The 20,666-nt window shown below is 73.4% G+C and carries 14 protein-coding genes and 1 other RNA gene; 12 read left to right on the forward strand and 3 right to left on the reverse strand.

Going from position 1 to position 20,666, the window contains the following annotated elements; genetic code table 11:
• Positions 1-137: 137 nt before the first annotated feature.
• Positions 138-4,073: an FHA domain-containing protein gene (locus tag ACZ7MF_RS22190; protein WP_471479007.1), complete on the reverse strand. Its 3,936-nt coding sequence runs from the start codon at positions 4,071-4,073 to the stop codon at positions 138-140.
• 416 nt (positions 4,074-4,489) lie between these two features.
• Between ACZ7MF_RS22190 and ACZ7MF_RS22195 the strand changes: the two genes are divergently transcribed.
• The 4 genes from ACZ7MF_RS22195 (at position 4,490) to ACZ7MF_RS22210 (ending at position 9,844) form a co-directional block, all read left to right on the forward strand.
• Positions 4,490-6,136, forward strand: coding sequence for a serine/threonine-protein kinase (locus tag ACZ7MF_RS22195; protein ID WP_471479009.1), 1,647 nt, complete (start codon positions 4,490-4,492; stop codon positions 6,134-6,136).
• A 105-nt stretch (positions 6,137-6,241) separates the two neighbouring features.
• Positions 6,242-7,495: a serine/threonine-protein kinase gene (locus tag ACZ7MF_RS22200; RefSeq protein ID WP_471479011.1), complete on the forward strand. Its 1,254-nt coding sequence runs from the start codon at positions 6,242-6,244 to the stop codon at positions 7,493-7,495.
• A 76-nt stretch (positions 7,496-7,571) separates the two neighbouring features.
• The gene (prfB, locus tag ACZ7MF_RS22205; RefSeq protein ID WP_003975840.1) at positions 7,572-8,678 is read left to right on the forward strand and encodes a peptide chain release factor 2; all 1,107 of its coding nucleotides are present in this window, start codon (positions 7,572-7,574) and stop codon (positions 8,676-8,678) included.
• A gap of 326 nt (positions 8,679-9,004) precedes the next feature.
• Complete coding sequence (locus ACZ7MF_RS22210; RefSeq protein ID WP_471479013.1) at positions 9,005-9,844, forward strand: hypothetical protein; 840 nt, start codon at positions 9,005-9,007, stop codon at positions 9,842-9,844.
• Between the two features lie 157 nt (positions 9,845-10,001).
• Here ACZ7MF_RS22210 and ACZ7MF_RS22215 read toward each other — a convergent pair whose 3' ends face one another.
• Positions 10,002-10,196: a hypothetical protein gene (locus tag ACZ7MF_RS22215; RefSeq protein ID WP_115742402.1), complete on the reverse strand. Its 195-nt coding sequence runs from the start codon at positions 10,194-10,196 to the stop codon at positions 10,002-10,004.
• A 213-nt stretch (positions 10,197-10,409) separates the two neighbouring features.
• Between ACZ7MF_RS22215 and ftsE the strand changes: the two genes are divergently transcribed.
• The 5 genes from ftsE to ssrA all read left to right on the forward strand — a co-directional run bounded on the left by ftsE (position 10,410) and on the right by ssrA (position 14,344).
• A complete protein-coding gene (gene ftsE, locus ACZ7MF_RS22220; protein ID WP_003975843.1) occupies positions 10,410-11,099 on the forward strand; it encodes a cell division ATP-binding protein FtsE in 690 nt (229 codons plus the stop codon).
• Between the two features lie 42 nt (positions 11,100-11,141).
• Positions 11,142-12,059, forward strand: a complete 918-nt coding sequence (gene ftsX / locus ACZ7MF_RS22225; RefSeq protein ID WP_356858618.1) for a permease-like cell division protein FtsX — start codon at positions 11,142-11,144, stop codon at positions 12,057-12,059.
• Positions 12,060-12,127: 68 nt separating this feature from the next.
• Positions 12,128-13,315 carry a S41 family peptidase gene (locus ACZ7MF_RS22230; RefSeq protein WP_471479016.1) on the forward strand — a complete coding sequence of 396 codons (1,188 nt, stop codon included), beginning with the start codon at positions 12,128-12,130 and terminating at the stop codon, positions 13,313-13,315.
• 46 nt (positions 13,316-13,361) lie between these two features.
• Positions 13,362-13,841, forward strand: coding sequence for an SsrA-binding protein SmpB (gene smpB / locus ACZ7MF_RS22235; RefSeq protein WP_003975846.1), 480 nt, complete (start codon positions 13,362-13,364; stop codon positions 13,839-13,841).
• Positions 13,842-13,945: 104 nt separating this feature from the next.
• Positions 13,946-14,344: a transfer-messenger RNA gene (gene ssrA, locus ACZ7MF_RS22240) on the forward strand.
• A 102-nt stretch (positions 14,345-14,446) separates the two neighbouring features.
• Here the strand turns inward: ssrA and ACZ7MF_RS22245 are convergent.
• The gene (locus tag ACZ7MF_RS22245; RefSeq protein ID WP_471479019.1) at positions 14,447-15,742 is read right to left on the reverse strand and encodes an MFS transporter; all 1,296 of its coding nucleotides are present in this window, start codon (positions 15,740-15,742) and stop codon (positions 14,447-14,449) included.
• 83 nt (positions 15,743-15,825) lie between these two features.
• On the opposite strand from ACZ7MF_RS22245, the gene stgR reads away from it, so the two are divergent.
• From stgR to ACZ7MF_RS22260, 3 genes are all read left to right on the forward strand, one after another.
• Entirely contained in the window at positions 15,826-16,797 is a 972-nt protein-coding gene (gene stgR, locus ACZ7MF_RS22250; RefSeq protein ID WP_471479021.1) for a LysR family transcriptional regulator StgR, read from the forward strand.
• Positions 16,798-17,467: 670 nt separating this feature from the next.
• A complete protein-coding gene (locus ACZ7MF_RS22255; RefSeq protein ID WP_471479023.1) occupies positions 17,468-18,373 on the forward strand; it encodes a hypothetical protein in 906 nt (301 codons plus the stop codon).
• Positions 18,373-20,577: a polysaccharide deacetylase family protein gene (locus tag ACZ7MF_RS22260; protein ID WP_471479026.1), complete on the forward strand. Its 2,205-nt coding sequence runs from the start codon at positions 18,373-18,375 to the stop codon at positions 20,575-20,577. The genes ACZ7MF_RS22255 and ACZ7MF_RS22260 overlap by 1 nt, the downstream gene beginning before the upstream one ends.
• The last annotated feature ends 89 nt before the right edge of the window (positions 20,578-20,666 follow it).

A 20,666-nucleotide genomic window follows, 5' to 3' on the forward strand; every position in this document is an offset into this window, starting at 1 on the left:
ACCGCGTCGTGACTGTGATCAGGCACCCGGCGCCGGTGCGGGCGTCGCGGGGGGCTGGGGGCTGCCGCCCCCGGGCCCCCGTCTCGGCCCGAACGGCCTCGTCCTCAAACGCCGGACGGGCTGAGGGATGGCCGGCGTCACAGGAGTGACGGGACCTCCGCCGCCGAGACCTCCCGGGCCGCCCGCTCCAACGCGCTGGCCAGCAGGGCCAGGTCGGTGGGGCCGTTGCCCAGTTCGCGTACCGGGCGGCGGGTGGGCGGGTCGCCCATGCGGTGCCACTCCAGGGGGACCACCGTGGGGCGAAGGGTCGCCGTGCGGGGGATGCGGCCCGTGACGCGGCCGCCCTGGAAGGCGGTGGTGCGTCCGTCGGGGCGGGCCAACCGCCCGCGTCCGGGCGCCGGTTCGTCCGGGCCCGGCACCGGCGTGTCCAGGGTGACGCGCAGGGTCGCGCGCAGGGCGGGCTCCGTCCGGACGGTACGGCCGTCGGGCGCGGTGGCGGCCACCAGGTGGACGCCGAGTCGCTCGCCCTCCCGCGCGACGGCCTCCAGCGCCCGCATCACCGACCCCGCCGCGGGCCGCCCGGGGGAACCGAGCGGGGGAGTGACCAGGGCGTCGAGGTCGTCGACGACCACGACCAGGCGGGGCAGGGGCGGGACCGGGCCGGTGCGGCGCCTGGCGGCGGCCGGGCGCAGCCGCAGGGTGGAGCTGGGCGGGGACTCGACGTCCCCGGAGTCGGACACCGGTGCGGGCCCCGCGGGCGCCGGGCCGCGCTGGGCGACGAGCCGGCCCGACACCTCGCGCCCGGTGTGCCACTCGGCGAAGTCCGACCGCCCGAGCAGCTCGGCGCGCCGCTTCAGCTCGGCGCTCAGGGACTGGGCGAACTCCCGCATCCGCACGGGGTCGTTGGCGGTGAGGTGCGTGGTGACGTGCGGTACGTCCGTGCACACGTGCAGGCCCTCGCCGCGGGCGCCGCCCGAACTCACGCTGTCGCGGCCGTCGATGAGGACGACGCCGAGCCGGTCGGGGCGTTCGGCCGAGGCGAGCGAGGCGACGAACGCCCGCAGCAGCTCGGTGCGGCCGCTCCCGGAGGGCCCCTCGATCAGCAGGTGCGGGCCCTCGGCGGCCAGGTCGGCCAGGACGGGGCCGCGCGGACCGGCGCCCAGCACGGCCTGCGCGCGTCCCCCGAGGGACTCCGTGTCGTCGGCGGCGGCGGCCCAGCGGGCCATCAGGGAGGCGGGGGTGGCGCGGGCCAGGCCCAGTTCGTCCAGGAGCCGGGCCGTCCGGGGGAGCGGTGCGGACACGCGCGCGTGGTGCTCGCCGCCGCCCGCGGCGCCGTCCGTGCGCAGCGGGGCCAGGGCACGCGCGAACCGCTCGGCCCAGGGCAGGGACACGGCGTCCACCGTGCCGAGGGTGCCGTGACCGACCGGACCGGCGGGAGCGGCCGGGGCGCCCGTGCCCGGGTTGGTGCCCGTACGGGCGACGCGCAGCAGACGCAGGGTCGTCGCCACGTCGCCACTGAGCAGCGCCACGGCGCCGCACTCCCGGAACACCGGCGACACCGCACAGGCCGCCTCGTACGTCCGCGTCACCGGGGAGGTGGGGGAGGTGGCGGCGGTCTCGGCGAGGCACACGACGTGGACACCGGCCCGCGGTCCCTCCAGCGCCAGCCGCGCCACCGCGTCGCGCACGTCCGCACCGCCGGGATCCCCGTCCACGACGACCACGGTGTACGGCCCGGCGAAGCCGCCTGCCGGGTCGGTGCCGTCGTCGGGGCGCGCCCAGGAGGGCTGCGGCCGGCCGGCCTCCGTGGCCGCGGTGGTGTCCTTGGCCTCGTCCCCGAGGTGGTCGTCCAGGCGGCGGAGCAGCTCGGCGGCGCGGGCCGTGGCCTGTTCGCGGTCGTGGGCCAGCAGCAGGCGGCAGTCCTGGCCGTGCCCCGGACGCACCTGGGGCAGCCAGCCCAGCCAGGACCACTCGGCCGTCCGCTCGGCGAGCGGACGGGAGCGGTCCGCGCTGATCAGCACGATCTCCAGGGTGTCGGCGGAGTGCAGCGCGGCGAGCTGGGCCAGCACCGAGCGGGCCAGCCCGGTGAGCCGCTCACGCGGACCCGCGAGGCCGAGCGCGCCGACCTCGCGCAGGCCGGCGGTCACCGGCACCGCGGGCAGCGGGGCGTCTCCGCCCGGCGCCACCCGGTCGGCCGTACCGAGCCGCACGGTGAGCGCCTCCGGGTGGCCCGGGCCGCGCTCCCACAGCCGCGGCCCCGGTCCCAGCGCGGTCAGCAGCAGCGACGCGGGGTCCGGCCAGGTCTCCGGAGCGCCCGAGGTGCCGGGCGGGGACGCCGGGCCCGGCCCGGTCGCCGCCCCGTCGGTCGCGTACGCGCCGGGTGCGGGGGCCTCCGGGGCACCTCCGCGCCCGCCGGTCAGCCGCCGAGCCCACGCCCCTATCCCCCCGCGCCTGCGCACCTCCTGCGGCACGTCGGTACCCCGCAGGGGAGTCCCCTTGCGTCCGGTGCGGGTGTCCGGGCCGACGCCCGCCGCACCGCCGGGGGCAGCGGAGGGGCGGTGAGCCGCCGCACCGGACGTTCCCGCGCGAGGGGTGCCCGCGTCGGCGTCCGGGCCTGTTCGGTCCGGCCCGGAGGGGCTCCGGCCGTAGGCACCCCTGCCGCCCGGGTCCCTGTCGTACGCGTCCCTGTCGTACGCGTCCATGCCGTGCGGGTCGCTCCCGGGTGTGCCGGGGGCAGAAGTGCCGTATGCGCCTGGGCCGGGCCCGTCGGAGTAGGGGGCGCCGGTACGGTCCGCGCCCGGCGCCGAAGGGCCCTCGGGGTACGGGGCCCGGCCGGCTGTCCGCGGGGCCGGAGCGCCGTGTCCGCCCGCGCCGGAGCCGCCGGTGGGGTACGCCCCCGCGCCCCGCGCGCCGCCGTGCGTCTCACCCCCGGGGGGGAACTGCCGGGGCAGGCCCGCCGCGGGGCCGGTGCCGTGGCTCTCGATGCGGGGTGCGCCACCCTGGCCGGGGACCTGCGGCGGCTCGGCGGGTGCCCCGCCCCTGTCGTACCCGGACGTGCCGTACGCGTGGTGGGTGCGCCCGCGGGGCCGGACCGTCCCGTCCGGACCGGTGCCGCGCGGTGCGGGGTCCGGTGCGGCTCCGTCCGCCGCAACGAACCCGCGACCGTCCGCTCGCCCGCCCGTATCCGCCACCCGGCTGAATCCGTCCGGTACGTCCGGTCCGGCTTGTCCGTCCGGTCCGCCCGGTCCGCCCGGGCCATTCGCGGGGCCATCGGCCGGGCCGGTCGCGCGGGAGCGGCCGTCCGCGTCGCGCACCTGTCCCTCCGCCCCGTCGGCCACGCGCGCGTGGACCACCGCGTCGCCGTCCCCGGCGCCCGACGAGGGCGCCCTCGGCCCGGACAGCCGTACGTGCCCCTCCCCGTCCGGCGTCGTCGCCACCCGCACCTCCGCCGCAGGCGGCACCGGCACGAGCCGCAGGGCGGACTCGCCGATCCGCAGCAGCGCGCCCGGCGCGAAGCGCATCGGGCGGTCGCCCACGCGGGCGCCGTCCAGGGTGGTGCCGTTGGTGGAGCCGAGGTCGGCCACGGAGACGCGGGCGTCGGGACCGACGGTCACGGCGCAGTGCATGCGGGAGACGTCCGGGTCGTCGAGCGCGACGTCGGCGTCGGCGGAGCGGCCGAGCCGGATCTGGCCGCCGTGCAGAAGGTGGACGCCGCCCGCGTCGGGGCCCGCGACCACGTGGAGCTGGGCGGGGACGTCCGCCGGCTCGGTGTGCGGGTCGGGCTCGCCCGGGGCGCCCAGGCAGAGCACGGCGCCGTCGATCAGCGGGGGCTCGCCCAGGGTGCTGCGCTGGGCGTCCAGCCGCTGCGCACCGGCATAGAGCACCACCTGGCCGGAGCCCGGTCCCTCGCCGGGGAGCGCCGCGGCCAGGGCGGAGGCGACCGCGGCCAGGGCCGTGCCGGCCGGGGCGGTCACGAGCACGTCACACCGCGCGGTGCGGTCCCCCGCCGGGACAGCCGAAGCAGCCGAAGCATGCGGGCCCAGCGGGTCTACGACGGTCAGCCGGATCTGCATCGCCGTAAGCGGTCCCTTCGCGCGGGCGCCCGCACGCCGGGACAGAAGCCGTCACCGCGGTCCCCCCACCGCGGACTTCCCCCACCGTCACACGAGCACGTCGGCCAGTACTGCACGCATCCTCGCACCTGCCACTGACAACGCGCCCGCCGCCCGCCGTCAAATGATCTTGATTGGTCGGCTCTGCCCCCAAAAATGCCTGACGGGTGCCCTGCGGATGATCGAATGCCGTCCGCTTGAGATCGGTCACGTGCGGGCAGCGGCAACCAAGGGACCGGGTCGAGCGTCTTTCCTTCGAACGTGGTCCGGGGGGCGGCACTACAGTTGGGTCCGACTGGGACCGACTGGGTCTGGGACAGCGACTGGGTCTGTAACAGTGGGTCCGAACAGCCAGCAAGCAACTAGGAGCGCATGACGTGCGGCCGGTAGGCAGCAAGTACCTCCTCGAGGAGCCCCTCGGCCGCGGTGCCACGGGCACCGTCTGGCGTGCCCGCCAGCGGGAGACCGCGGGCGCCGAGGCGGCCGTGGCCGGACAGCCCGGCGAGACCGTCGCGATCAAGGTCCTCAAGGAAGAGCTCGCGAGCGACGCCGACATCGTGATGCGCTTCCTGCGCGAGCGCTCCGTGCTGCTCAGGCTCACCCACCCCAACATCGTCCGGGTCCGCGACCTGGTCGTCGAGGGCGAGCTGCTGGCCCTGGTCATGGACCTCGTCGACGGACCGGACCTGCACCGGTACCTGCGCGAAAACGGGCCGCTCACCCCGGTTGCCGCCGCCCTGCTCACCGCGCAGATCGCCGACGCCCTCGCCGCCAGCCATGCCGACGGCGTGGTCCACCGCGACCTGAAGCCGGCCAACGTCCTGCTGAAGCAGACCGGCGGCGAGATGCACCCGATGCTGACCGACTTCGGCATCGCCCGCCTCGCCGACTCGCCCGGCCTCACCCGCACCCACGAGTTCGTGGGCACGCCCGCGTACGTCGCGCCGGAGTCCGCCGAGGGCCGCCCGCAGACCTCCGCCGTCGACGTCTACGGCGCCGGCATCCTGCTCTACGAGCTGGTCACCGGCCGCCCCCCGTTCGGCGGGGGCTCCGCCCTGGAGGTGCTGCACCAGCACCTGAGCGCCGAACCGCGCCGCCCCTCCACCGTCCCCGACCCGCTGTGGACGGTCATCGAGCGCTGCCTGCGCAAGAACCCCGACGACCGTCCCAGCGCCGAGAACCTCGCCCGCGGCCTGCGTGTCGTCGCCGAGGGCATCGGCGTGCACGCGAACAGCGCGCAGATCGGCGCCGCCGAGAACGTGGGCGCGCTCCTCGCCCCCGACCCGGCGCCCGCGCAGGTCCCGGGCGCCCCCGACGCCGCCTACGACCCGAACGGCGCGACCAGCGTCCTGCCGCACACCTCGGGCCCCGCGGGCGCCGCCGACCCGACCGCCGTACTCCCGAGCACCGGGGCCCCCGACCCGACCGCCGTCATGCCGCCGGTGCCGCCGGGGCAGCCCGGCGCCCCGGGCCAGGGCGGACCCGAGGACCCGCACCCCTGGCAGAACCAGCTGCGCGCCGCCCGCGACCGCAATGAGCAGACGCAGGTCCAGTACCTCGACCCGAACCAGGACCCGCTGCGCCGCCGCCCCCAGCGGCAGGTCTCCCGCCCGCCGCAGCAGCCGCGCCAGGCCCCGCAGGGCCCGCCGCCCCAGCAGCCCGGCTACGGCTATCCGCAGCAGCAACAGCCGCAGCGGTACGCCACCCCCCAGCCCCAGCAGCCGCAGCGCCCCCAGCCGCAGCGGTACGCCCCGCCGCCCACGCCCGAGCCGCAGCAGCCGCGGCGCGAGCCCAGGCCGCCGCGGCAGCGCAGTGCCAACCCGATGCGCATCCCGGGCCTGGGCTGCCTCAAGGGGTGCCTGTTCACCGTCGTCATCCTGTTCGTGGCCGGCTGGCTCGTCTGGGAGCTGAGCCCGCTGCAGGACTGGATCGGCACCGGCAAGGGCTACTGGGACCAGCTCACCGACTGGTTCACCACCGTGACCGACTGGATCGGGGACCTGGGCGGCTCCGGCGGAGGCTGAGTCTGGAGACTTGTCGACATCTGGAGGGTGATTTCCGCCTCCACGGTGAAGGCCGGCTCCTCGGACGCGTACTTTTAGGCGCAACACGCGTCGGTAGGAGCAGTCTTGGCACGGAAGATCGGCAGCCGGTACACCGCCCACCAGATCCTCGGGCGGGGCAGCGCCGGCACGGTGTGGCTGGGCGAGGGACCCGACGGGCCCGTCGCGATCAAGCTGCTGCGCGAGGACCTGGCGTCCGACCAGGAACTCGTCTCGCGCTTCGTGCAGGAGCGCACCGCCCTGCTCGGCCTGGACCACCCGCACGTCGTCTCCGTGCGCGACCTGGTGGTCGACGGCAACGACCTCGCGCTGGTCATGGACCTGGTCCGCGGCACGGACCTGCGCACCCGCCTCGACCGGGAGCGGCGCCTGGCGCCCGAGGCCGCGGTGGCCGTCGTCGCCGACGTCGCCGACGGGCTGGCCGCCGCGCACGCCGCCGGGGTGGTGCACCGCGACGTCAAGCCGGAGAACGTGCTGCTCGACATGCAGGGCCCGCTCGGCCCCGGCGGCTCGCACCCGGCGCTGCTGACGGACTTCGGGGTGGCCAAGCTCATCGACACCCCGCGCCGCACCCGCGCCACGAAGATCATCGGCACGCCCGACTACCTGGCCCCGGAGATCGTCGAGGGCCTGCCCCCGCGCGCGGCGGTCGACATCTACGCCCTCGCCACGGTCCTGTACGAGCTGCTGGCCGGCTTCACGCCGTTCGGCGGCGGCCACCCCGGCGCCGTGCTGCGCCGCCACGTGACCGAGACCGTCGTCCCGCTCCCGGGCATCCCGGACGAGCTGTGGCAGCTCCTCGTCCAGTGCCTCGCCAAGGCCCCGGCCTCCCGGCTGCGCGCCTCCGAGCTGAGCGCCCGGCTGCGCGAGCTGCTGCCGATGCTCGCCGGAATGGCCCCGCTGGACGTGGACGAGCCCGACGCCGAGCAGCCGGAGGACGAACCCGACGCGTCCGGGGAGTCCCCGGCCGCCCCCGTGTCCACCGCGGAACCCGTACGGCGCCGGGGAGCGGTGCCCCTGGTGCCGGGGGCCAAGCCGGCCGACTCCAACCGCGACACCCACACGTCGATGCGCGTACCCGCCCCCGACGAGCTGGCCGGCGGTGCCCGCGGCACCGCCCGCGCCCCGCGCGCGTCGGGCGCCCCGCGCCCCGGCTCGGCCCGCAACCGCGCCGCCACGCGGCGGCGCCGGATCGCGGTCGGCGCGGGCGCCGTCGCCCTGGTGGCGGCGATCGGCGTCGGTACCTGGCTGGCCACGGGTGGTGACGAGGACGGCGGCGGACCCCAGGACACGCGGAACTCGGCACCGGCCGCTCCCTAAGGCCCGGTCCCCCGCCGGAGTCCGCGCCCGCACCCGCCCGGCGTGGACCGGTGGACGGAGCCGTTACGCTGGATGCGTGGCAGTCGTCGATGTATCCGAAGAGCTGAAGTCCCTCTCCTCGACCATGGAGTCGATCGAGGCCGTCCTGGACCTCGACAGGCTGAGGGCAGACATCGCCGTGCTCGAGGAGCAGGCGGCCGCGCCCTCCCTGTGGGACGACCCGGAGGCGGCGCAGAAGATCACCAGCAAGCTCTCGCACCTCCAGGCCGAGGTGCGGAAGGCCGAGGCCCTGCGCGGCCGGATCGACGATCTCGGCGTGCTCTTCGAGATGGCCGAGGAGGAGGACGACCCGGACACCCGCGCCGAGGCCGAGTCCGAGCTCGCGGCCGTCCGCAAGGCGCTGGACGAGATGGAGGTCCGCACCCTGCTCTCCGGCGAGTACGACGCGCGCGAGGCGCTCGTCAACATCCGCGCCGAGGCGGGTGGCGTGGACGCCGCCGACTTCGCCGAGAAGCTCCAGCGCATGTACCTGCGCTGGGCCGAGCAGCACGGCTACAAGACCGAGGTCTACGAGACGTCGTACGCGGAGGAGGCCGGCATCAAGTCGACCACCTTCGCCGTGCAGTCGCCCTACGCCTACGGCACCCTCTCCGTCGAGCAGGGCACGCACCGGCTGGTGCGCATCTCGCCCTTCGACAACCAGGGGCGCCGCCAGACCTCCTTCGCGGGCGTCGAGATCCTCCCCGTGGTCGAGCAGACCGACCACATCGAGATCGACGAGTCCGAGCTGCGCGTGGACGTGTACCGGTCCTCCGGCCCCGGCGGCCAGGGCGTGAACACCACCGACTCGGCGGTGCGCCTGACCCACATCCCCACCGGCATCGTCGTCTCCTGCCAGAACGAGCGCTCCCAGATCCAGAACAAGGCCACCGCCATGAACGTCCTCCAGGCCAAGCTCCTGGAGCGGCGCCGCCAGGAGGAGCAGGCCAAGATGGACGCCCTCAAGGGCGACGGGGGCAACTCCTGGGGCAACCAGATGCGTTCGTACGTGCTGCACCCGTACCAGATGGTCAAGGACCTGCGCACGGAGCACGAAGTGGGCAACCCGGAGGCCGTGTTCAACGGCGAGATCGACGGTTTCCTGGAGGCCGGCATTCGCTGGCGCAAGCAGCGGGAGAAGTAACGCGAGGCGGAACCACCGCTTTGTCGACAAGGCAACTGCCGCCCTTCCGGCGGCGGTTGCCTTTTCTCTGGCCCCCGTTCGCCGGTGATGTCTGGGTTTTGCATCACACTCACACCCATTGTGTCCGGCATACGTCCCGTACCCGGACATCGCGTACGCAATGGCCTTGACGTTGCTTTGAACATTCGGAATGGTGAGGCGCGGCATGCGTATTTCTGGGGCGCATGTGAACCGGGGGGCTTGAGTGCACATGCAGCCACCCCCGTCGATCACGGCCCCCGAGTGCGGCCTCGACGACTAAAACGGCTACTGGGGGTAGCAACTACATGACGAAGAAGACGCGCATCCGTGTCGCGCGCATAGCGGCCGGCGCCGTGATCGCGGCCGGCGCCTCCCTGACCGCCGCGGGTGCGGCCTCGGCGCTCGAGATCGGCGTTGACGCGGGTGTCGACGGCGTAAGTGTTGGCCTGAAGACTGGGCTGGGCGAGGGTGAAGGCGACCCTTGCGACATCGTCGTCGACCCTGAGTGTGACCCGGGCGACACGGACGGCGGGACCACGGACGGTGGGACCACCGACGGTGGGACCACGGACGGCGGGACGACTGACGGCGGGACGACCGACGGCGGGACCACGGACGGCGGGACCACCGACGGTGGCACCACGGACGGCGGGACCACCGACGGCGGGACCACGGACGGCGGGACCACCGACGGTGGCACCACGGACGGCGGGACCACCGACGGCGGGACGACCGACGGCGGGACGACCGATGGCGGGACCACCGACGGCGGTTCCGGCAACTCCGGTGGCAACGGTGACAACGGCGGTTCCGGCAACTCCGGTGGCAACGGGAACTCCGGTGGCAACGGCGGCTCGGACACCACCGGTGGCAACGGCGGTGCGACCGGCGGCGACAACACCACCCCCGACGGTGGTGGCAACGACAACGTCGCTCAGGAGGAGGGTTCCTCCGCGCTGACCGACACCGGCGAAGAGGCCCCGGCCTCCTCCGACACCGCTGCCCAGGGCAACGGTGAGGAGCTCGCCGAGACCGGCGCCGCGGAGACCACGTTCCTGCTGGTCGGCGCCGCGACGATGATCGCCGGCGGCATCGGCTTCCGCTTCCTGCCGCGTCTGATGAACGGCCGCGGGGCAGCTGCCTGACGGTAGCCGTCCGCGTACGCACCGCGCACGCAGAACAGGCAGAAGGAGGGGCCCGGAGCGACATCGCTCCGGGCCCCTCCCGTGTCTTCCGCCACTTTCGGTGCCCGCGTCCGCGCCCGTCCGGGTCCTGACGGCCTCCAGGGCCGCTCCAGGGCCGTCAGACGGTCTGGTGGGCCAGCAGGGCCACCGCGGCGATCAGTACCGCCAGCAGCGCGATCAGCGTCGTCGGATTCAGCCCCGCGAAGAAGTTGCTCTCCTGCTGCAGCCGCTCGCGGTTGGCCCGGCAGACCGGGCACCTGCCCTCATTCACGGGCGCCGCGCAGTTCGCGCACACCAACCGGTCGTACGTCATGCGCTCACCCTCCTTGCCACCGGCTCCCTCTCGAGAACGCCCGCGACGACACGAACGTTCCCCTTCCACTGTGCCAGGTTCCGCAGGGCCCCGCGCGCCCTCCCGTGGGGACAAAACGCGCAACTGATACGCAACCCCGACCGGTGACTGCGGTCCGCTCCCCGGTTCGCGTATGGTCACGCACATCTACCCCCGGCGACCCGTGGTGCATCCGTGATCCGATTCGACAACGTCTCCAAGGTCTACCCCAAACAGAGCCACCCAGCCCTCAGGGACGTCTCCCTGGAGGTCGAGAAGGGCGAGTTCGTCTTCCTCGTCGGGTCCTCCGGCTCCGGAAAGTCCACCTTCCTGCGACTGATCCTCCGCGAGGAGCGGTGCAGCCACGGACAGGTGCACGTCCTCGGGAAGGACCTCGCCCGCCTGTCCAACTGGAAGGTGCCGCAGATGCGGCGCCAGCTGGGGACGGTCTTCCAGGACTTCCGCCTGCTGCCGAACAAGACGGTCGGCGAGAACGTCGCCTTCGCCCAGGAGGTCATCGGCAAGTCCCGCGGCGAGATCCGCAAGTCCGTACCGCAGGTCCTCGACCTCGTCGGACTCGGCGGCAAGGAGGACCGCAGGCCCGGCGAGCTGTCCGGCGGTGAGCAGCAGCGCGTCGCCATCGCGCGCGCCTTCGTCAACCGGCCCAAGCTGCTGATCGCCGACGAGCCCACGGGCAACCTCGACCCGCAGACCTCGGTCGGCATCATGAAGCTGCTCGACCGGATCAACCGGACGGGCACCACCGTGGTGATGGCCACGCACGACCAGAACATCGTGGACCAGATGCGCAAGCGCGTCATCGAGCTGGAGAAGGGCCGCCTCGTCCGGGACCAGGCACGCGGTGTCTACGGCTACCAGCACTGACGAGCCACTGACGACGAGGAACGAAAGGCTTAACGAGACGCCATGCGCGCCCAGTTCGTAGTCTCGGAGATCGGAGTCGGTCTTCGCCGCAATCTGACGATGACCTTCGCGGTCATCGTCTCGGTCGCCCTGTCCCTGGCCCTGTTCGGCGGTTCGCTGCTGATGAGCGACCAGGTCACCACCATGAAGGGCTACTGGTACGACAAGGTCAACGTCTCGGTCTTCCTCTGCAACAAGAGCGACGCCGAGTCCGACCCCAACTGCGCCAAGGGCGCGGTGACCGAGGACCAGAAGAAGCAGATCATGTCCGACCTCGACGAGATGGCCGTCGTCGAGAAGGTGACGTACGAGTCGCAGGACGAGGCGTACAAGCACTACAAGGAGCAGTTCGGCGACTCTCCGCTGGCCAGCTCCCTCACGCCGGACCAGATGCAGGAGTCGTACCGGATCAAGCTGAAGGACCCGGAGAAGTACCAGGTCATCGCGACCGCCTTCGACGGCCGGGACGGCGTGCAGTCCGTCCAGGACCAGAAGGGCATCCTGGACAACCTCTTCGGGCTCCTCAACGGCATGAACTGGGCCGCCCGCGCGGTGATGGCCCTGATGCTCGTCGTCGCCCTGATGCTGATCGTCAACACCGTGCGCGTCTCGGCGTTCAGCCGGCGCCGTGAGACCGGCATCATGCGCCTCGTGGGCGCGTCGGGCTTCTACATCCAGGCGCCGTTCATCATGGAGGCGGCCGTCGCCGGTCTGATCGGCGGTGGTGTCGCCTGCGGATTCCTGGTGATCGCCAGGTACTTCATCATCGATCACGGACTCGCGCTGTCCGAGAAGCTGAACCTGATCAACTTCATCGGCTGGGACGCCGTCCTGACGAAGCTGCCGCTCATCCTGGCCACGAGCCTGCTGATGCCCGCGTTGGCCGCGTTCTTCGCGTTGCGCAAGTACCTGAAGGTGTGACACATACCAAGGGGGCCGCGCGGTCAAGGGACCGTGCGGCCCTTATCCGTTGTCCTAGACTCACCGGCATGTCAGGTCGTGACCTGTTCTGTCAGCCCCGCCGCGTACGCCACGGGGCCGCCCTGACCTTGGTGTTCGCGAGCGTGCTCGTCGCGGGCGCGGCCACCGGCTCGCTGCCCGGGACGGACCGGAAGTCTGAGCCCGGCACGGCCCGTTCGGCCGCCCCCGCCGGTCAGCAGGTCCGCCACGACGACGTCGCCCGCGCGGCCGCCGAGGCCATGGCCGACGGCAAGTCCCCCGTGGAGGCCGCCGAACGCGCGGTCAGCCGCAGCGGGGACCGCTGGGGCGCCGTCTACTCCGAGGGCGAGTACGAGGAGTTGGAGGACGCCCTCGACGGCCGGTACACCGGCGTCGGGCTCTCCGCGCGCCGCCAGCGCGACGGCCGCATCGAGGTGACCCGGGTGCGCTCCGGATCGCCCGCCGCCGACGCCGGGATCCGGGAGGGCGACCGGCTGCGCAGTGTCGACGGCGAGCGGGTCGACGGACGGCCCGTCACCGAGGTCGTCTCCATACTGCGCGGCGACGGCGAGCAGGAGCCCGCCGGAACCGCCGTCCGGCTCGGCCTGGAGCGCGGCACGCGCGCCTGGACCGAGACCGTACGGCGCGCCCGGCTGTCCACGGACCCCGTGACCGTCCGCACGCTCGCCGACGGCCTCACCGTCGTCAAGGTCACCTCCTTCACCAAGGGCGTGGGCGAGCAGGTGCGCGAGTCCGTGGCGCGGCTGCCGTCCGGGGGCGGGGTCGTCCTCGACCTGCGCGGCAACTCCGGAGGCCTGGTCACCGAGGCCGTCACCGCCGCCTCCGCCTTCCTCGACGGCGGCCTGGTCGCCACCTACGACGTCGACGGCGACCAGCGGGCCCTGCACGCCGAGGCCGGCGGCGACACCACCAGACCCCTGGTCGCGCTCGTCGACGGCGGCACGATGAGCGCGGCCGAACTTCTCACCGGGGCCCTCCAGGACCGCGGCCGGGCGGTCGTCCTGGGCTCCCGCACCTTCGGCAAGGGCTCGGTGCAGATGCCGAGCCGGCTGCCCGGCGGCTCGGTGGCCGAGCTGACCGTCGGGCACTACCGCACCCCCTCCGGCCGTGGCGTCGACGGCGCGGGCATCACGCCCGACCTGGAGGTCGACCCGGCGGACCCGGCCGCCCTCGCGCGGGCCCGGACGGTGCTGAGCGGGCTCGGGCCGACCGCGTAAACGGCTTTCCGCCAGGCCCCTCCGTAGTGCCAAAATGGACCGCACTATGGCTAAGGAAAAAGGGCGCAAGCTGATCGCGCAGAACAAGAAGGCGCGGCACGACTACCAGATCCTCGACACCTACGAGGCAGGCCTCGTGCTGTCGGGTACCGAGGTGAAGTCGCTGCGCCAGGGGCGGGCCTCGCTGGCCGACGGCTTCGTGCAGCTGGACGGTCACGAAGCGTGGCTGCACAACGTGCACGTGCCGGAGTACAGCCAGGGCACCTGGACCAACCACAGCGCGCGGCGCAAGCGGAAGCTGCTGCTGCACCGCGTGGAGATCGACAAGCTGGAGTCGAAGTCCCAGGAGACCGGTCACACGATCGTGCCCCTGGCGCTCTACTTCAAGGACGGGCGGGCCAAGGTCGAGATCGCGCTGGCGCGCGGCAAGAAGGAGTACGACAAGCGTCAGACCCTCCGGGAGAAGCAGGACCGGCGCGAGGCGGAGCGGACGATCTCCGCGATCAAGCGCAAGCAGCGGGCCTGAGCCGCGGGAATAGGCTGGCACGTGCGTGCGTTGGTCACGTACGATGGCATCTGCACCCCACAGAGGGTGCGAACCCCTCTTCGGAGGACTTGAAAAATCAACATGGGGATGATCGGTTTCGACAGCGGCTGTCGAAGCAGGGGAAGCGTGTCGAGGAAGCGGCCATGATCTCGTAAACCACAGGCCGAAAAAATAATCGCCAACACCAAGCGCGATTCCTCCCAGCAGGCCTTCGCCCTCGCTGCCTGATCTCAGGTAGCGAAGCGAGCCTCCTACTAAGGGAGTGTCAGCCCGGGGCTGTTCCCGACCCGGATCCTGGCATCAGCTAGGGGACTAAACCTTGATCCCGGTCACGGGGTGAAGAGGGAAACCAAACAGTGACTGAGCCCGTCGGAGACTTGTCCGCGTGATCTCCGGGGCTGAGAAAATCGAAGCGGACTGCACACGGAGAAGCCCTGATTCCGCACCGTTGGACGCGGGTTCGATTCCCGCCATCTCCACGAGGTCGAGGGCGACGTGTGCTCGCGTAAGCGCGAGCCACGTCGCCCTCGTCGTTTTTGCGCGGCTTCGCCGCGCGACGCGGGGGCTCCGCCACCCGCACCCCCTCACGGTGACCGTCTGGTCGGCAGCAGGGTCAGGAGCAGGGCCGTCGCGGCCGCCGTGACCGGGATGCCGTAGGCGGCGGTGGGGGAGACGTGCTCCACCGTCCAGCCGCCCGCCGCGCTGCCGCAGGCGATGCCGCCGAGGAGGCCGGTCACCGCGAGGGTCATGCCCTCGTTCAGGCGGCCCTGCGGGGTGCGGTGCTGGACCAGCGTCATCGTGGTGACCATCGTCGGAGCCGTCGCCATCCCGCCGATCAGCAGGGTGAGCGCCAGCAGGGGCAGGGAGCCGCTGAGGGAGGCCGCGAGCAGCGGCAGGATGAGCAGGGCCGTCATCGCGGCCACGCACCACGGCAGCCGGTGCTCCGGCGGCCCGGCGGGCTTGACCGCGCCGTAGAGCAGACCCGCCGCGCACGAACCGGCCGCCTGCAACGCGAGGACCAGGCCGGCCGCCGCACGGTGTCCCTGTGCGTCCGCGAACGCGATGGTGACGACCTCCATGGCGCCGAACACCCCGCCCATCGCCAGGCACACCACCAGCAGGGACGGGATGCCCGGCGCGCGGAAGGGAGCCTTCGCCGTCGGGCGCGGGCGGGCCGGCGGCTCGGTCGCGCGCTGGGCGGTGAACAGCAGCATGCCGGTCACCAGCAGCACCACGCCCACCAGCGTGCCCGCCTCCGGGAACAGCGCGGTGCACAGGAACGCCGCGAGGACCGGCCCGAACATGTAGCACAGCTCGTCCGTGGCCTGTTCGAAGGAGTTGGCGGTGTGCAGCGCGTCGGCGTCTCCCGCGAGCAGGTGGGCCCAGCGGGCGCGGGCCATGCCGCCGGTGTTGGGCGTCGTGGCGGTGGCGGCGTACGCGGCGAACAGGGTCCAGGCGGGTGCCCCGTACCGCACGCACAGCAGCAGGGCGACCGAGCCCAGCGCGGCGAACAGGGTGGCGGGCACGGCCACCCTGGCCTGGCCGTACCGGTCCACGAGCCGCGCGGTCCACGGGGCGACCAGCGCCGTCGCCGCCAGCCCGGTCGCGGTGACGGCGCCGGCGAGGGCGTACGAGCCACGGGCGCCGGCGATCATCACGACGGCGCTGACGCTGAACATGCCCATGGGTAGCCGGGCGATGAGATTCCCGATCGTGAACGCCCGGGCGCCGGGCGTGGACAGGAGCCGCCGGTACGGGCCGGGTGGCCGGCGCCGGGTGCGGGGGCGGAAGTCGGCCGCGACCAGGGTGTCGGCGGTGACGGTCAGGACGGGGGAGGCCGGAGTGGCTCGGGAGGGGCGTGCTGGGGTCGGCTGCGGCATGGGTCCACCGTCGCCCGGCGGCGATCAGGGGGTCCAACACCTTCTCCGTGGCCATTCACGCACCGGCGTTGTAAGTTCGCCCGATGCCCGCACCCGCCCACCTCGACCCGCGACTCCTGCGCGCCTTCGTCGCCGTCGCCGAGGAACTGCACTTCACCCGCGCCGCCGCCCGCCTCTACGTCGCCCAGCAGGCGCTCAGCAGGGACGTGCGGCGCCTGGAGCGGGAGTTGGGCGCCGAGCTGTTCGTCCGGACCACCCGGCAGGTGACGCCGACGGCCGACGGCGAGCGGCTGCTGCCGTACGCCCGCCGGGTCCTCCAGGCGCAGGACGACCTGCTGGCCGCCTTCGGACAGGCCCGCCCGCTGCTGGTCGACCTCAACTCCCCGGGTCTGGTCACCGGCCGCCGGGTCCTGGAGCGGGCCCGGTCGCTCGCGCCCGAGCAGGAGCTGATGGCGCGTTACGAGAGCGGACTGACCCACGCCGCCGGTGAACTGGTGGCGGGCCGCCTCGACGCCTCCTTCGGCCGGTTCGCGGGGCTGCCCGCGGCGCTGCGGGCGGGGCTCGGCCACCAGCCGGTGCGCTACGAGCCCATGGCGGTCGTCCTGCCCGAGGGCCACCCGCTGGCCCGGCTGGAGCGGGTGCCGCTCGCCGCTCTCGCCGGAGAGACCGTGTACGCCGGGGCCGGCAACCCGCGCACGCCGGAGTGGACGGACCTCGCGCACCGCCTGTTCGAGGGACGCGGCATCCAGGTGGCGTCCCCCGTACCGCTGGCGGTCGGCGAGGAGGAGTTCCAGCGCATCATGGACAAGACGCGCAATCCCATCCTCGCCGTGGAGAGCTTTCCGGCCATGCCCTCGACCGTGGTGCGCCCGCTCGTCGACCCCGTGCCGCTGTCCCCTGTCTCCCTCGTCTGGCGAAAGGGACTGGTGCATCCCGCGCTCGACGCGCTGCGCCGGGCAGCGGCCCAGGTCGCGACCGAAAAGGGTTGGCTCGGGGGCCCCGGCGAAGGATGGATTCCGGCCGCCGACGCCGCTGTGATGTCCACCCACAAGTGACACGCGGCAACCACACATCCTCCGCGTGCGCTACATTCTTTGCCTGAGCACGGTGTGATACAGGGGGCGCTCGAACCTGGTGGGGGCCGGTTCGGCCGACGAGTGCTCGGAGTCGTATGCGCACCCGGAAGTGTTCCGTGGGGGGAAGTGCGCGCGCGTGAAGAATTGGCAAAAAGACGCCCAACCGGAGTGGCCCGAGGTCGAGTCCGGGGCTCGTGATCTCTCGGAGGCTGGACGAGATGCTGACGCCACCGAGGTGCTGCCCCCTACCCGGGCCGTCCCGCCGGCCGGGGGACCCCCGATGACCGCGTCGGGGCCGGGGTGGTTCGGCGAGTCCGGTGAGAGCCCCCGTGGCCGCGGGAGTTCCGACGCCGACCGGACGCAGATCCTGGGTTCCCGAATAGGCGGCCGCGCTCCGCGCGAGCGGGGCCAGGACCCGTTGGCCCAGGCGCGGATAACCTGGGGCAGAACCGACCCGGCCGGGGCGAACCACGACAATGCCGCCCCGGCGCCCGGAACCGGCCACCCTCGCGGCACCGGCACCGGCACCGGCCCGGACCCCGACCGGACGGACGTCCTCCCGTCGGCCGGTCCCGCCGCATCGGTCACGCCGACCCGCGCCTTCCCCGCACCCGCACCCGCACCCGCACCGGCACCCGCGCCTCTTCCCGTGCCCCCGCCTTCCCCCGGCCCCGCCACCGCCGCACTCCGCGACCCCTGGCAGGAGACGCCGGACACGGACCGCGACGCGGGCACCGGCGCGGCCGGGCACACCCACGACCCGCACGAGGTCACCGTCCAGCTCGACGCCGTCCACCTCGGCGACGGCGTGCTCCTGCGGGCCGACAGCGGGCACCGCAAGCGGGGCCCGGAGGCCTCCGACGGGCCCGTCTTCGTCGACGCGTCCGGCCGCCGCAGCCGCCTGTACCGCCGACTCGGCATCCTGGTCGGCATCGCCTGCGCGGTCTACGCCGTCGTCATCGTCTCCACGCTGCTCTCGGGCAACTCCGACGCGCCCTGGATGCCCGTACCGGGCCAGGAGGAGGGCGCACCGGCCGGCCAGGTCGACACCACCCCGGCGCCCTCGCAGTCGGCACAGCCCTCCGGCACCGGCAACGCCACCACCCCGCAGGCCACGCCCTCGGCCGACGCCGGCGTGACGACCGAACCGGGCGTCGAGGCACCCGCGTCCGGCACGTCCGGCGTGCCGGGCGGCAGCACGGGGCAGCCCGGTACGAGCGCCGACCCCGAGTCCCCGGCGACCGGCGGCGGCCAGAACCCGGGCGGCTCCGGCGCCACAGGCCCCGACCCGACGCAGTCCACCGAGGTGCCGCCGTCCACCGGCACGGACCCGTCGGCCCCGACCGGCGGCGGCGACCCCTCCGTCGACCCGACCCAGCCCACCGGCGGCACCACCACGGACACCGACCCGGGCGCGGGTGGCACCAACGCCAACGGCGCGGGCGCCCCGGACCCCGTCGCGGGTCCGGCCGGCGCATCCGTCGTGGTCGCCGAGCCGGCCGCCGACACCGCCACGTCCCCCACCCTTTCCCTGTCCCCGGAGAACACCCTCTGATGGCATCCAGCACCCGCCGTCACGGGGCCGCGCGCAGCGCCCGTGAGGGCTCCCGCCGTCGCCTGCCCTTGCGCCTGCTGCTTCCGCTGCTCGTCCTGGTCGCCCTGGTCGCGATGCTCATGCTGCGCGGATACGTGCACAGCGAGATCCTCGCCGACCACCGCGTCCAGCCGCCCGCCGCGACCACCGACGTGCCCGAGAAGATCTTGGAGGGCGGCCCGGTCATCGACGTGCGCGGCGGCCGCACCGAGAGCCTGAGCGTGCCCGACCACCGGCTCGTCCTCACCTTCGACGACGGCCCGGACCCGACCTGGACACCGCGGGTCCTCGACGTGCTCAAGAAGCACGACGCGCACGCGGTCTTCTTCGTCACCGGCACCATGGCCTCCCGCTACCCGGACCTCGTCGAGCGCATGGTCGACGAGGGCCACGAGGTGGGCCTGCACACCTTCAACCACCCCGACCTCTCCTTCCAGTCCGAGAAACGCATCGACTGGGAGCTGTCGCAGAACCAGCTGGCGATCACCGGCGCGGCCGGGGTGCGCACCTCGCTGTTCCGACCGCCGTACTCCTCCTTCGCCGACGCCATGGACAACAAGTCCTGGCCGGTCACCGAGTACATCGGCAGCCGCGGCTACCTCGTCGTCGTCAACAACACCGACAGCGAGGACTGGAAGAAGCCCGGCGTCGACGAGATCATCCGCCGCGCCACCCCGCACGGCGGCAAGGGCGCCGTCGTCCTGATGCACGACTCCGGCGGCGACCGCCACCAGACCGTGCAGGCCCTGGACAGGTTCCTGCCCGACCTGAAGAAGAAGGGCTACGAGTTCGACAACCTCACCGAGGCCCTGGAAGCGCCCAGCGCCATGACCCCGGTGACCGGCGCCGACCTGTGGAAGGGCAAGGCCTGGGTCTTCCTGGTCCAGGCCTCGGAGAAGCTCACCGACGTCCTGGTGGTGGGCCTGGCGATCATCGGCACGCTGGTCATCGGACGCTTCGTGCTGATGCTGCTCCTGTCCGGCGTCCACGCCCGCCGGGTGCGCCGCAGGCGCTTCCGCTGGGGACCGGCGATCACCGAACCCGTCACGGTGCTGGTCCCGGCGTACAACGAGGCCAAGTGCATCGAGAACACGGTGCGTTCCCTCATGGAGAGCGACCACCCGATCGAGGTCGTCGTCATCGACGACGGCTCCAGCGACGGCACCGCCCGGATCGTGGAGGGACTCGGCCTGCCGGGCGTCCGGGTGATCCGGCAGCTCAACGCGGGCAAGCCCGCCGCGCTCAACCGGGGCCTGGCCAACGCCCGTCACGACATCGTCGTGATGATGGACGGCGACACCGTCTTCGAGCCCTCCACCGTCCGCGAACTCGTCCAGCCCTTCGGCGACCGGCGGGTGGGCGCCGTGGCGGGCAACGCGAAGGTCGGCAACAAGGACAGCCTCATCGGCGCCTGGCAGCACATCGAGTACGTGATGGGCTTCAACCTGGACCGCCGGATGTACGACGTCCTCGGCTGCATGCCGACCATCCCCGGTGCGGTCGGCGCCTTCCGCCGTTCCGCCCTGGAACCCATCGGCGGCATGAGCGACGACACGCTCGCCGAGGACACCGACGTCACCATGGCGCTGCACCGCGCCGGCTGGCGGGTGGTCTACGCCGAGAACGCCCGCGCCTGGACCGAGGCCCCGGAGTCCGTCGGCCAGCTGTGGTCCCAGCGCTACCGCTGGTCGTACGGCACCATGCAGGCCATCTGGAAGCACCGCCGCGCGGTGATCGAGAAGGGTCCCTCGGGCCGCTTCGGCCGGGTGGGCCTGCCCTTCGTCTCCCTGTTCATGGTCCTGGCCCCGCTGCTCGCCCCGCTGATCGACGTCTTCCTGCTCTACGGCCTGGTCTTCGGCCCGACCGAGAAGACGATCGTGGCGTGGCTGGGCGTCCTGGCCATCCAGGCGGTGTGCGCGGCGTACGCCTTCCGGCTCGACCGGGAGAAGCTGACCCCGCTCATCTCGCTGCCCCTCCAGCAGATCCTGTACCGCCAGATCATGTACGTGGTGCTGCTCCAGTCCTGGATCACGGCGCTCACCGGCGGCCGGCTGCGCTGGCAGAAGCTGCGGCGCAGTGGCGGTGTGTCCGCGCCGCCGCCCGGCGGCGACGGCGTGCCGCCCCAGCGGCGGTCCGGCGCCATGGACGGGAGGCCGGTCGGATGACCACCCCGCCGTACGACCCGACGCGACCGACCCCCGCACCGGGCCCGACCACGCCTTTCCCCACCACGCCCTTCCCGGCCACGCCTGCC

The sequence above is a fragment of the Streptomyces sp. NPDC111628 genome (assembly GCF_055635195.1).